At 40.5% G+C, this 12,126-nt stretch carries 11 protein-coding genes and 1 riboswitch; of the genes, 5 read left to right on the forward strand and 6 right to left on the reverse strand.

The window, feature by feature from the left end:
- Window positions 1–2: 2 nt before the first annotated feature.
- Window positions 3–1,274, reverse strand: coding sequence for a hypothetical protein (locus H5087_RS08200; RefSeq protein ID WP_182671697.1), 1,272 nt, complete (start codon window positions 1,272–1,274; stop codon window positions 3–5).
- Between the two features lie 222 nt (window positions 1,275–1,496).
- Between H5087_RS08200 and nhaD the strand changes: the two genes are divergently transcribed.
- Together nhaD and lysC are read left to right on the forward strand one after the other, a co-directional pair.
- On the forward strand, window positions 1,497–2,744 hold the full coding sequence (gene nhaD / locus H5087_RS08205) for a sodium:proton antiporter NhaD (RefSeq protein ID WP_101217585.1): 1,248 nt from the start codon (window positions 1,497–1,499) through the stop codon (window positions 2,742–2,744).
- A 101-nt stretch (window positions 2,745–2,845) separates the two neighbouring features.
- A riboswitch (Lysine riboswitch) is annotated at window positions 2,846–3,018 on the forward strand.
- Window positions 3,019–3,093: 75 nt separating this feature from the next.
- Window positions 3,094–4,497, forward strand: coding sequence for a lysine-sensitive aspartokinase 3 (lysC, locus tag H5087_RS08210; protein ID WP_182671698.1), 1,404 nt, complete (start codon window positions 3,094–3,096; stop codon window positions 4,495–4,497).
- A gap of 33 nt (window positions 4,498–4,530) precedes the next feature.
- Here lysC and H5087_RS08215 read toward each other — a convergent pair whose 3' ends face one another.
- Window positions 4,531–5,289 carry a 4'-phosphopantetheinyl transferase superfamily protein gene (locus H5087_RS08215; protein ID WP_182671699.1) on the reverse strand — a complete coding sequence of 253 codons (759 nt, stop codon included), beginning with the start codon at window positions 5,287–5,289 and terminating at the stop codon, window positions 4,531–4,533.
- A gap of 141 nt (window positions 5,290–5,430) precedes the next feature.
- Here H5087_RS08215 and H5087_RS08220 point away from each other — a divergent pair, with 141 nt between their 5' ends.
- Window positions 5,431–6,753 (forward strand): sodium-dependent transporter, encoded by a 1,323-nt coding sequence (locus tag H5087_RS08220; RefSeq protein ID WP_007375800.1) that lies wholly within the window; start codon window positions 5,431–5,433, stop codon window positions 6,751–6,753.
- Window positions 6,754–6,848: 95 nt separating this feature from the next.
- Here the strand turns inward: H5087_RS08220 and H5087_RS08225 are convergent, their stop codons facing one another.
- Window positions 6,849–7,829 (reverse strand): 2-hydroxyacid dehydrogenase, encoded by a 981-nt coding sequence (locus H5087_RS08225; RefSeq protein WP_182671700.1) that lies wholly within the window; start codon window positions 7,827–7,829, stop codon window positions 6,849–6,851.
- Window positions 7,830–7,917: 88 nt separating this feature from the next.
- A complete protein-coding gene (locus tag H5087_RS08230) occupies window positions 7,918–8,478 on the reverse strand; it encodes a glutathione peroxidase (RefSeq protein ID WP_182671701.1) in 561 nt (186 codons plus the stop codon).
- Between the two features lie 121 nt (window positions 8,479–8,599).
- Between H5087_RS08230 and H5087_RS08235 the strand changes: the two genes are divergently transcribed.
- Window positions 8,600–9,481: an NAD(P)-dependent oxidoreductase gene (locus H5087_RS08235; RefSeq protein WP_182671702.1), complete on the forward strand. Its 882-nt coding sequence runs from the start codon at window positions 8,600–8,602 to the stop codon at window positions 9,479–9,481.
- Window positions 9,482–9,665: 184 nt separating this feature from the next.
- Here H5087_RS08235 and H5087_RS08240 read toward each other — a convergent pair whose 3' ends face one another.
- Together H5087_RS08240 and sbcB are read right to left on the reverse strand one after the other, a co-directional pair.
- Window positions 9,666–9,866, reverse strand: a complete 201-nt coding sequence (locus tag H5087_RS08240) for a hypothetical protein (protein ID WP_182671703.1) — start codon at window positions 9,864–9,866, stop codon at window positions 9,666–9,668.
- A 138-nt stretch (window positions 9,867–10,004) separates the two neighbouring features.
- On the reverse strand, window positions 10,005–11,450 hold the full coding sequence (gene sbcB / locus H5087_RS08245) for an exodeoxyribonuclease I (RefSeq protein ID WP_182671704.1): 1,446 nt from the start codon (window positions 11,448–11,450) through the stop codon (window positions 10,005–10,007).
- Between the two features lie 244 nt (window positions 11,451–11,694).
- Between sbcB and H5087_RS08250 the strand changes: the two genes are divergently transcribed.
- Window positions 11,695–12,099, forward strand: coding sequence for a hypothetical protein (locus H5087_RS08250; protein WP_182671705.1), 405 nt, complete (start codon window positions 11,695–11,697; stop codon window positions 12,097–12,099).
- Window positions 12,100–12,126: the final 27 nt, after the last annotated feature.

The raw sequence follows: 12,126 nt of genomic DNA on the forward strand, positions 1-12,126 counted from the left end.
GTTTATTTACCTGCCTTTGGATCTGGCTGAGGCTCTGAATTAAATGGATATAAAGAAAAGTGCTGACCGGCAATTTTTACGCGGGCTTTTTCATTGCTTTGAATTATTTTAATATCGCTGTCGCTGACCAATTTTTGATACAAAAATAGCATTTCGTCGGCATCGAGATCTGGATAGCTTTCGTCTAAAAATTGCAGCAAGGGCTGCGGCTTTTTGCGTTTTTTATTAAAGCGCTTAGCAAAGCTGGTTTTAACATCGTTGTAGTCAGGAATATTAGGCGTAACAAATGCAGGCACGTCTTGTTGATCTGGCAATTGGTATTCTTCGTGTTCAAATTCAACCAAGCTTGCCATGTAAGCCACAATATGGCGTTGCTGACCAAGTGAATATCGCTGCGCGTCGCTTACAAAATGCGGCTGCACAGCACTTAGCATATTGTCTACGCCATTTTTACGCACAAGCCCAAGTACTTTAGCTGCTTGGCGAGTAATTAAGTTATTACGGCGTAGCTCTTCGCGCAGCGGCATAAGCATATCGGCACTTTTACGTAAGCTTTCTCGGCCCATTAAATGCATTTCTAATATACGGGTACGTAATTGCTCCAGCATGCGTTTGTCGTTATATGCTTTACCTGAGCGCTCAATGTGCAGTATTTGCTTACTTATTTGCTCTTCAATGAGGGTAAAACATGCATGAAATTCACCGCGAATATCAACCATTTCAAGCATTGGCTCTATGTATTCGTCAAACGCTTCTATTACCGCTTTATAACGCTTTTGCAGCGATTGCACCGCATTATTTGATTTGGCTTGTTCAACTATATTTAAAATAGCGTTTTCGTTGTGCGTATAGAGCTTCATTATTTTACGCACCCGATCATCCATAATACGGCTGTAGCGGCGTAAATCGTCAAAGTCTTCTATTTCGCCAGCGTTATCTAGGCGGTTGCCTAAACGAGCTAGGTCGTCGACTAATACGCTAATTTCTTGCGCTAAGCCTAAATGCTCTTCTTGCAGTAAAAACGTAGCAAAATCAGCAATAGCACGATTTATTTCAAGCTGAGAGGATTTAGCCAGCGGAATTAAAATATCTTGGTTTAACAAACGATTTGTTTCTTTATAAATGCGTTCGTTTGACCACGTAGGCTGCTTTTGCTTAATCGTGTTTTGTACGTCTTTTAGGCTAAAGTCAGCCATTTTAAAACGTTTAAATAATAGCTCTAATACACCCCAATGTTCGGTTATGGTGTTTAGCAGCTTTTTAGCTGGGATCATAAGGGGTTACAACATCCTAGTATTTTATTATTGAGTTCTTTTAGAAGACTCATTATTACGTATTTTTAATTAACCTTGTCTGTATATAGTATTCGTTTTTAAGACCATTTAATAATAGTTTTTGCATAGAGGCAGTGCTAAAATTCGCGCCGAAAATAGGCACATGAAATGGAATGTTATTTGTGTGTTCTTTAAAACTATATCAAAGGTTGTTTAACTACCATGGTTTCCTCGATTATTCTAACCCTGATAGCGATTGCATTTTTACTGATCGTTATAGAAGATATAATCCATGTCAATAAAGCTAAAACCACGCTGTTTTTTGGTACGCTTTGCTGGATTCTTCTTTTTATATACCCTCTACACGGGCAAAGCCCCGACACGATTCAACACCTCTTAAATGAAAATATTTTAGAAATTGCCTCATTATGGCTATTTTTAATGGCTGCAATGACCTTTGTCGCGTATTTAAATTCAAAGGGGTTTATAGAAAATATTGTGCACCGTGTTATGCCAAAAAGTATTAGCGAAAAAAAGCTCATGTTTTTGGTGGGTGGTTTTGCGTTTTTGTTTTCGTCGATTTCAGATAACGTAACAGCGACGCTTATATCGCTTGCGGTTGTTATGTCGTTAAAGCTTGAACCTAAAAAGCTCGTTAAATACGCCACGCTTATTGTGTTTGGAGTGAACTCAGGTGGGGTATCGCTAATAACAGGTGACGTAACCACACTAATGATATTTTTAGATGGCAAAGTAACCATTGCTCATTTATTACTACTTATAGCGCCAGCACTTGCAAGCGTTATGCTGCTTGCTGCGTTACTGTCTATAGGTATGAAAGGGCGTGTTGAGTTTGCTAGTGCAGGTAAAACCCGCATTGAAAAAACCGACATAACCATTGCTGTTATATTTTTATCTACCGTAGTGAGCACACTTACGTTGAGTGTAATTTACAGCGTACCGCCTTTATTAACCTTTTTGTTTGGCTTATCAGTGATGTTTTTAGTGGCGCAATTTTTAATGCGCAAAAAAGACATAAACAAAGACATAATCGATTTTGTTCGCGATATAGAATACGACACATTATTGTTTTTTGTAGGTGTACTTTTACTTGTAGGCGCACTTAAAGAAATTGGTATGTTGAGTAAATTTACCGACCTATACACGGTAATGGCACCAGAATACGCAAACTACTTAATGGGCATATTATCAGCAGGGGTCGATAACGTACCGCTTACCGCTGCATTATTAAAAGCCAATATAGTAATGAGCCAACAACACTGGTTGTCGTTTACGTATGCAACGGGCGTGGGCGGTTCAATGCTTATTATTGGTTCGGCTGCGGGCATTATTGCCATGAGTAAAGTTAAAGCGCTTACCTTTATGAGCTACTTGCGTTTATCGCTGCATTTATTAATTTGTTACACGGTTGGATATGCGGGCTCGTATTACATGGGCAGTTTTATTTAACTCATAAATTATTAAATGCTTGACAGCTAGACGTCTAAACGATAACTTTCAAAGCCCCGCTACTTAGTGGGGTTTTGTTTTATTAGCCACTGGTTAATAAAGCATTCAGAAGAGGTGCGATACTTAGGTACTTAATGTTAGGCGACGAAAGCCGATGATCATTAAGGAGGGAAGTACTCGCCGAGGAAAATAATGGTACGTCGTCATTGTTTTTCGGTTTATGGGGCTGAATCCTCAAAACTGTCACCAATATAGGTGGAGAGCTTCTGGCAGTGGACTTATCTTCAAGCATTCCTTTGCCAAGTTCTTCTTGTTTTATTGCGGTTTGGATACCGCGAAAGGAGACTAAATGACTACCGTATCAGCGCCACAAACAGTGCCTCAAACAGAGTTAAGCGCAAAATCAGATTACATCGTTGCCAAATTTGGCGGAACCAGTGTTGCAAATTTTGAAGCGATGAGTCGCTGTAGCGAAATTATTGTTGCAGATAAAAGCGTACGTATTGTTGCCGTGAGCGCCAGTGCCGGCGTAACTAATCACTTAGTTGCACTGTGTAAATCAAGCATTACTCCTAGTGAGCGCCAAGAACACATAAACGGCGTGCTTGCTATTCAACAAACTATTTTAGATGAATTATCGCTAGATGCCGATTTAGCGGTTGGCTTTAACGAAACCCTAAAAGCATTTCAAACATTGGCTCAAGAGCCACTAACAACCGATCAGCAACACGACGAGCTACTTAGCTTTGGTGAGCGTTTATCGTCGTATTTGTTTGCTCAGGTACTGCGTTTACAAGGTTTAAACGCCGATCGCTTTGATGTGCGCAAGGTACTTAAAACCGACAGCCAATTTGGTAAAGCAACGCCCAATGTTGCAGCCACAGCGCAAGCTGCTAAAGAGCATTTAATTCCGTTATTAGACGCTCAAGTAATTGTAACTCAGGGATTTATTGGTAGTGACGAATACGGTCAAACCACAACGCTAGGGCGTGGTGGTTCTGACTATAGCGCTGCATTACTAGCTGAAGCGATTAACGCTAAAAGTGTGCATATTTGGACCGACGTAGTGGGCATTTTTAGCACCGACCCGCGTTTGTGCGCAAAAGCGACGCCTATTGCACGCTTAAGTTTTGACGAAGCCGCTGAAATGGCAACCTTTGGCGCAAAAGTATTACACCCAGCAACTATTTTACCAGCGAGCCGTAGCCACATTAACGTGTTTGTAGGTTCTAGCCGCGAGCCAGAGCGTGGCGGTACGTGGATTGAGCGCGAAAAATCGCAGCAACCAGGTATACGCGCAGTAACGCAACGTAAAAACCAAATATTGCTTACGCTTAAAAGCCCAGAAATGCTACTAGCAAGCGGCTTTTTAGCACGCGTATTTACACTATTAAGTGAATATAATATATCGGTAGATTTGGTAACTACATCAGAAATCAGTGTAGCTATAACGCTTGATAACGCGCAAAACGCCTCGCGCCCAGAGCTTGATCAAGAATGCCTAGATAAGCTTGCAGAGTTTTGTCATGTTTCGGTAGAAAACAACCTAACATTGGTGGCACTTATTGGCTCTGAGATTCAATTACGCCAACACGAAATGAACTTAATGAGTGTACTAAAAGACTTTAACATTCGATTAATTTGTCACGGTGCTAGTAAGCACAACCTGTGCTTTTTAGTAGAGCAAACTGAGTCAGATAACGTAGTACAGTCTATTCATAGCCGTTTATTAGAAAATGATTTTGCTGCGTAAATAACGGTTATTCAGGGAAATTAACTAGTAAAATCAGTTAATAAAGTCATTTAATAAAAAGCATCGCCAGTCGGTGCTTTTTTTATGCACCACACTCACATCAAAACAAGCATTACTGTCACTGCTATCAACTACAGTAACGCGATTACTGCAAGCACTCAGCTTTGCACTATTTAATTCGTCAAACACATTTGGGCTAAGTAATTTTGCAATAGGGCGGCTGGTGGCTTTAGCAAGTGACTCTTTTAATGTCCAAATTCTAAAAAATGTATCTGCTTGGACTTGGGTATTAGTAGGCTCAGTGATAAGTGTAATTTCATCATTATGATAAAAATGCTTAGCAAGCTTTTCAAACGGGCGCTTTAGGCTTACTTTTTCAATATCAAAACCAAACTCACTTCTATCAAAATTTAGCGCGACCCCAACTAAACCATGCGAGTGTGAAATACAGGTATTTATAACACCACCACTTACATGTACTTGCAGCTTTGAGCTTGCTTCGTCAAATTCGGTACTCATTTTATTAAGGGCTACGTGAGCATGTTGCGGCTGCGTTACTTTAATAAGGTGTTTTAACAATAACCGCGTCGCTAAATACTCTTGCTTAGCTTGTGGGCTTTTACGGCGGTTTATAATGTTTAACTCAAACGGGCTTAAGCAATCGGGCAAATTAAAGTCACTAAGCTCAAGTGTTTTAGCATTAAATAATAAAATGCTGTTACTCGCTAAAGACAAATTTGCCAATTGAGTTGAAGTAATACTCAAGGCGTTTTTAAAATAGTGTTCAGTCATAAAAGCCCTAAAGCAAAAGAAGTCGCTGATATTGTGAGCGGTTAGCGCCACTAACAAAGGCTGGGTACAATTTTATTACTCAGCTGGCATGAAATATGGTTTAATTCACAATAATCAAAATAATAACAGATTTGTAGATGTATGGCACAAGTGCGTGATGGGTTTCAAAGCCGACTTGGTTTTGTTTTAGCCGCTGCTGGCGCAGCAGTGGGTTTGGGTAATATTTGGGGTTTTCCTACGCAAGCGGCCAACCATGGCGGCGGTGCTTTTTTACTGGTTTATTTTATTGTTATATTTTTACTTGCGCTTCCTGCGCTGTATACCGAACTTTATTTAGGTCACAAAGCACAAGCTAACCCGGTAAAAGCATTGGGCGACGCATGGCAAAACACTAGCCGTAAAGTAGGTGCAGCAGCCGGTTACATAGGCCTTGCAGGCGCAGTTGTTATGCTAAGTTTTTATTCAATAGTGGCAGGGTGGATGCTCTCGTACGCTATTGAACCCATAACAACTTTTTTAGGTTTCACAGGCGCAAGCGAATTTTTACATAGCGACTCAGTGCTGCGTAATTTTGTATTTACGCCGCTTATGCTTATTTTAACTGCCAGTATTATTTTAAAAGGTGTTAAATCAGGAATCGAAACTTGGTCGCGCCGTTTAATGCCACTGCTACTCGTCTTGCTTGTTGGTTTAATTGCCTACATTGCAACACTAGATGGCGCAAGCGAAGGCTTTGCCGCGTATTTAATTCCTGATTTTAGCCAAATACTCGACCCTAATTTAATTATTGCCGCAATGGGGCAAGCGTTCTTTTCGCTCTCGTTAGGTGTGGGCTGTATGATGATTTATGGCTCGTATTTACAGCCAGATGCTAATTTACCAAAGCTCACAGCAGGTGTTGCACTACTTGATACTGGCGTTGCTTTTTTAGCTGGGTTACTCATTATTCCTGCTATTTATGTGGCGCAGCACAACGGTGTTGAAGTATTTAGTGGCGGTAAACTGATTGGCGAAGGGCAACTTATTTTTGCTATTTTACCTGAGCTATTTAGCACCATGGGCGAAATTGGCCTATTAGTCGGTTTATTGTTTTTTGTATTAATGTCTATCGCATCGGTTACGTCAACTATATCGACCACTGAAATCCCGGTAGCGTTTTTAGTCGAAAATCACAACGTTAGCCGCACCAAAGCAACGTGGGCAGTAAGCGCCGTTGTACTTGTGTGTGCAAGCGCAATTATACTAAATTTTGATTGGTTATTTGGCTTAGTTATTATGCTATTTACCCAATACCAATTACCGCTTATGGGCTTGTTTTACTTTATTACGGTAGGTTGGATGTGGCAGCGTGGTAATAAATTACATCAAGCAACAACAGGCGTACATTACTGGTTTGCTCAGTATATTCGTTTTGTTTGCCCAATATTAATGACCTTAGTATTTGCAAACGTTGCCTTTGGTTAATTTTATCTAAGCCCTAAAATAAATTAATAAAGCGAAGTGAGTTTAAAACGCACTTCGCTTTTTTTGTGCCTGTTATTTAGGTATAGCCAAGAACTTTATAAAACCTCATTAGTTAGAGGTTTACCTTCACTTACTTCAAACGCGTTAAGCAGGGTTGTGTTTGCTATCTCGGTGAGTGCTTCTTGTGTAAAAAAGCCCTGATGCCCCGTTACTAATACATTTTTAAAGCTCACTAAGCGCGAGAATATATCGTCTTGATTTATTTCGTCGCTTTGGTTTTTAAAAAACAGCTCCGACTCTTGCTCGTAAACGTCGAGCCCTAAATACCCTAATTTTTTAGTTTTAAGTGCATTAATGCACGCTTTGCTGTTAAGCAGTGCCCCGCGAGAGGTGTTAATAAGCATAACGCCGGTTTTCATTTTACTAAATGCCTCATCATCTATTAAATGATGAGTTTGTTCCGTTAATGGGCAATGCAAAGAAATCACATCGCTTTGGCTAAGCAAGGTGTCTATATCGGTAATTGTATAATTGCTAGGTTGCGCGTATGGGTCGCACACTAATACTTTAGCGCCAAAGCCGTTTAAAATGTTGCACAGCGCAAGGCCAATTTTACCGCAACCTACAATACCCACGGTTTTATTGTGCAAGTTAAAGCCTAGTAATCCGTTTAAATCAAAATTGTCTTCGCGTACGCGGTTATACGCTTTATGGGTTTTACGGCTAAGCGTTAGCATAAGTGCAATACAATGCTCGGCTACTGCTTCTGGGCTGTATGCTGGTACGCGTAATACTTTAATTTTATGTGCTTTTGCTGCAGGTAAATCAACGTTATTAAATCCTGCACAACGTAGCAAAATAGTATTTATGCCTTGGCTTGCCAGTTGTTCAATAACAGTGGCGTTTACAGTGTCGTTAACAAATACGCATATGGCATCAAACCCGTTTGCTAAAATAGCCGTTTGTTCGCTCAGGGCTTGTTCAAAATACGTTATTTTTATATCACGGTGATCGCGTGTACTTTGTTCAAAAAAAGGCAGTTCGTACTTTTGAGTACTAAAAAAAGCAATGTTCATGGTAATAGCCTCGACGCTTAATAAGTATCAATACAATAAACTACTTTATAAACCTGTGCTTTAGTAACACGCATTTTATTGATTTAAATTAAGCCTTAGCTGGCGTAAACAAAGGTATTTTTGATGCTACCTTTTTACCACCTCTTGCAGCGCTTAACTTTGCAGCTTGCAGTAAGTTATTTTCTATTACTTGTTTAAGTGTTTCGGGCTTAGTACGCGGTGCATAGCGTGCAACAAGTTGCCCTTGTGAGTTAATTAAAAACTTAGTGAAATTCCACTTAATTGCACGGTTTTGCGAAATACCCCGCGTATGCGACTTTAAATAATTAAACAACGGATGTGTTTCTGGCCCATTTACCATTACCTTACCAAATACCTCAAACGAGATATTAAATTGATCTTGGTAAAAGTCTTTAATGGCTAAATTATCAAGCGGCTCATTTTGGCCAAACTGGTTACACGGAAACGCAAGCACAGTAAAACCATTGCTTTTGTATTGCTGATAGAGCTTTTCGAGTGCGTTTAATTGCACCGAAAAATTACACTTACTCGCTGTATTAACAATAAGGACGGTTTTGCCCTGTAACTGGCTAAGAGAAAAATTTTCGCTGTTATAAAGTGGTGCATTAAATTGATAAATACTGTCCATAGGTTACCTACTTACCTTTCCCGTTAAGGAAATTTTATAAAGACTTTCATTCGCTTTTTTATCGACCGGTTGACATAATCGAGGTCTAGTTTCTAAGTTATCAGTTAAATAGGTCATTTTTATGTCAATGAAAGTCGCATTTATAGGTTTAGGCGTAATGGGTTACCCAATGGCGGGGCATTTAGCAAAAGCAGGGCACAGCGTATGCGTTTATAACCGTACTCAAGCTAAAGCACAAACGTGGACTGCAGAACATTCAGGAAGCCTTGCATCAACCCCGCGCGAAGCTGCCAGTAATGCCGACATCGTATTTATGTGTGTTGGTAACGATGACGATTTACGCTCAGTAGTGTATGGCGACGATGGCGTGTTAGCGGGCATGTTGCCGCACACTGTTTTGGTTGATCACACCACAACCTCAGCTGAAGTAGCCCGCGAAGTGGCTGCAAAAGCGGCTCTGCAAAATATCGACTTTATAGATGCGCCTGTATCGGGCGGACAAGCTGGCGCCGAAAACGGCGTACTAACGGTTATGGCGGGTGGCAGTGAAGCCGTATTTGCTAAAGTGCAGCCAGTTATGGCGGCGTTTAGTCGTTTTAGCCAATTGTTAGGCGGCGTTGGCTCGGGACAACTTTGTAAAATGGTTAATCAAATATGTATTGCTGGCGCAGTGCAAGGTTTAGCCGAAGGCTTACATTTTGCCAAGCAAGCTGGGCTTGATGGTGAAAAAGTAATAGAAACAATATCTAAAGGCGCAGCCGGTTCGTGGCAAATGGAAAACCGCTACAAAACAATGTGGGCGGGTGAATATGAGTTTGGTTTTGCCGTAGATTGGATGCGTAAAGATTTAGGCATTGCACTCGATGAAGCTAAAAACAACGGTGCAACATTGCCAATGACCGCAACGGTCGATCAATACTACGCCGATGTACAGGCTCTCGGTGGCGGCAGATACGACACCTCAAGCTTACTAGCACGCATTGAAGCACTGCATAAAAAGTAACGCTGTAGACGCGAAGCTTGCTTGCGTGACGGGCAAAGCCCGTAAAGTAATTTATTCACAAAGAGGTTATGAGGCGCTGCGCTTTTAGAGGAAATAATAGATCTAAAAAATTGTTGTTGGTCTTTATGTTTTCTCATTTACTCCTCATTCGCTTCTTTTTGTGAATAGTGTTTTATTTAAGTAATTAAAAGCTGTGCTTTTCACGTGAGCAAGCTCTACGTTTACCCCAAAGTGTAGATATGAGTTTTACTTGTAGACGCGAAGCTTGCTTGCGTAATTGGCAAAGTTCGTAAAGTGATTTATTCACAAAGAGGTTATGAGGCGCTGCGCTTTTAGAGGAAATAATAGATCTAAAAAATTGTTGTTGGTCTTTATGTTTTCTCATTTACTCCTCATTCGCTTCTCTTTGTGAAATAGATTTTGCTTTGTTTGAAGTGGTACAGATATTTATAAACAAAAACGCGACGCTTTATTGCTAAAGCGTCGCGTTTTTAATGCGTTATATAAACAAAATTAAAGCAAATTACATGCTTTGAGCGTAATTATATAGCGACTTTAAAATTGTAAGATTTTTTTCGCTGTCGTCATGTTCATGCGCTAGGTTTTCAAGGGTGATCATAAAATCTTGCGCGTTAATCGACGGTTGATCTTCCCCGTGCATTAACTTGTTTTGGCAATACTGGCGCCATTGGTCAAGCTCTTGCTGGTTTAGCGTTTCAGGCCAGTTACGGGCGCGGTATCTAAACAACAACGTATTGAACTTTTTATCTTCAAAGTCTAACTTCAACCCAGCTAACTCATCTGGTTTTGCATCACGAATAATCGCAAATTTAGCTTTATCAGCATGGCTTGTAAACCCATCGTAAAGTAAGTAGTCAACGTTAGTAGTTGCGCTGTAATCGCCTTGCTCGTTAAACACTTCGGTTACTTTATCGCGAAGGTCGGTATTGGCTTTTAAAATAGCTAAGTTAGCTAAGCACTGCTCGCGGTCAATCCCAAGGCGGGCGGCGTTTTCAGGCAATAACGTTTTAGCTGGGGCTAAAATAGGGCACTTGTTTAAATGCACCAGTTTTAAGCCAACAGGTAATTCACCCTCGGCTAAATCAACACGTTTGGTGTATAAACGTTTGCGTAACTCTTCTACGTTTAAATCAATGAGCACTTGCGGGTTTTGGGTTAAATCAAAACAAATAACCGCGTTTTTATTAACCGGATGAAAGCTCATTGGTGCAACCCAGCTTGTACAGCCTTGTGTTGCAGGTATGCGCGACGTGGTATGCACCAGCGGCGTCATATTAAATACATCAACCAATTCAGCAAGGGCCTTTTTATTACGCAGCCCAAAAAAGAAGTTATATAGCTTTGGCTGTTTTTCTTTTATTAGTTTAGCCAGTGCAATAGTGGCGGTTACATCGCTTAGCGCGTCATGCGCTGCAGCGTGTTCAATACCATTGGCTACCGTTAAATGTTCTAGCTTAAAGCTTGGGCTGCCGTCTTCTTTTAACGGCCATTCAATGCCTTCAGGGCGCAGCGCGTAACAAGCGCGTACTAAATCAATAATATCCCAGCGACTATTATTATTTTTGTATTCGCGCTCGTACGGGTCGTAAAAATTACGGTAAAAGCTATAACGGCTTACTTCGTCATCAAACCGAATACTGTTATAACCGGCAACACAGGTGTTTGGTACACTAAACTCAGCATGAATTTTTGCTATAAACTCAGCTTCAACCAAGCCCTTTTTCATCGCTACTTGTGGCGTAATACCCGTAATTAAACACGCCTCAGGGTGAGGTAAGTAATCTGCTTGCGGCTTACAATATTCAATAAGCGGCTCGCCAATAATATTTAAATCAAGATCGGTACGAATACCCGCAAACTGGCTCGGCTTATCCTTTTGAGGGCTCGCCCCCCACGTTTCGTAGTCGTGCCAATAGATTGTTGCTTGATTTTGCTCTTGATATGCCATGCTGAAAACCCTGAGTAGTTAACTTAAAAGCGCCTAAATACGCGCCAAGTTACTAAAATAATGAATTATTTAGATTATGGCATATGGGCGAGGGAGTTTATAGGTTTGGGTGAGAAATGATGTTTTAGTTGGGTTTATTTAGAGTGAAATTGATAATTAATCGGAAGATCTAAAGCCACCGGGGTATGAAATATGACTAAAGTTAATTTTATATAACAAAGGCACGGCAATCTCACATCGTCGTTTGAGCACCCTATTAAGAAATTCACTTCGCTCATTTGAGTACAGAAATTCGGGGCAACTGATTGAACTTAGTGGCCATGAGAAAACTAAGATTAAAGACTTCTTTGTAAAGTTCCCATACATCATAGATAAACACGATGATAAGTTTCATGGTTACTGGGGCGCTATAACAGATGCAAAATTTATGAGTGGTAATCTTTGGTTAAATTCTGGTGGCCCTAGTTCGGTGAGTATATTTATAGCTAAAGAGGACGTGAATACTTTTTTAGAGCGGTTCAACCTTGAAGATGAAGAGTCATTAGAAGGGACAAAAGTATTAGCGTTAGGTATAAAAAAGATTTCTCAAAGAGGTAAAAAATACATTGAATGTGAAAGTTTAAATTTTATAACAGTCAATAAAGCCTAGTTTGTTATTTAAAGCCCGAAAAAAGCG

The organism is Pseudoalteromonas sp. SR43-7 (genome assembly GCF_014163785.1).
GTDB lineage: Bacteria > Pseudomonadota > Gammaproteobacteria > Enterobacterales > Alteromonadaceae > Pseudoalteromonas > Pseudoalteromonas distincta.

What these genes read in the sequence shown, in the direction of transcription:
- H5087_RS08215 (WP_182671699.1), bottom strand. Translation starts at nt 5,289, where the DNA reads ATGACTGAACACTATTTTAAAAACGCCTTGAGTATTACTTCAACTCAA.
- H5087_RS08235 (WP_182671702.1), top strand. Translation starts at nt 8,600, where the DNA reads ATGTCAATGAAAGTCGCATTTATAGGTTTAGGCGTAATGGGTTACCCA.
- nhaD (WP_101217585.1), top strand. Translation starts at nt 1,497, where the DNA reads ATGGTTTCCTCGATTATTCTAACCCTGATAGCGATTGCATTTTTACTG.
- H5087_RS08240 (WP_182671703.1), bottom strand. Translation starts at nt 9,866, where the DNA reads ATGAGAAAACATAAAGACCAACAACAATTTTTTAGATCTATTATTTCC.
- lysC (WP_182671698.1), top strand. Translation starts at nt 3,094, where the DNA reads ATGACTACCGTATCAGCGCCACAAACAGTGCCTCAAACAGAGTTAAGC.
- H5087_RS08230 (WP_182671701.1), bottom strand. Translation starts at nt 8,478, where the DNA reads ATGGACAGTATTTATCAATTTAATGCACCACTTTATAACAGCGAAAAT.
- H5087_RS08225 (WP_182671700.1), bottom strand. Translation starts at nt 7,829, where the DNA reads ATGAACATTGCTTTTTTTAGTACTCAAAAGTACGAACTGCCTTTTTTT.
- H5087_RS08220 (WP_007375800.1), top strand. Translation starts at nt 5,431, where the DNA reads ATGGCACAAGTGCGTGATGGGTTTCAAAGCCGACTTGGTTTTGTTTTA.
- H5087_RS08200 (WP_182671697.1), bottom strand. Translation starts at nt 1,274, where the DNA reads ATGATCCCAGCTAAAAAGCTGCTAAACACCATAACCGAACATTGGGGT.
- sbcB (WP_182671704.1), bottom strand. Translation starts at nt 11,450, where the DNA reads ATGGCATATCAAGAGCAAAATCAAGCAACAATCTATTGGCACGACTAC.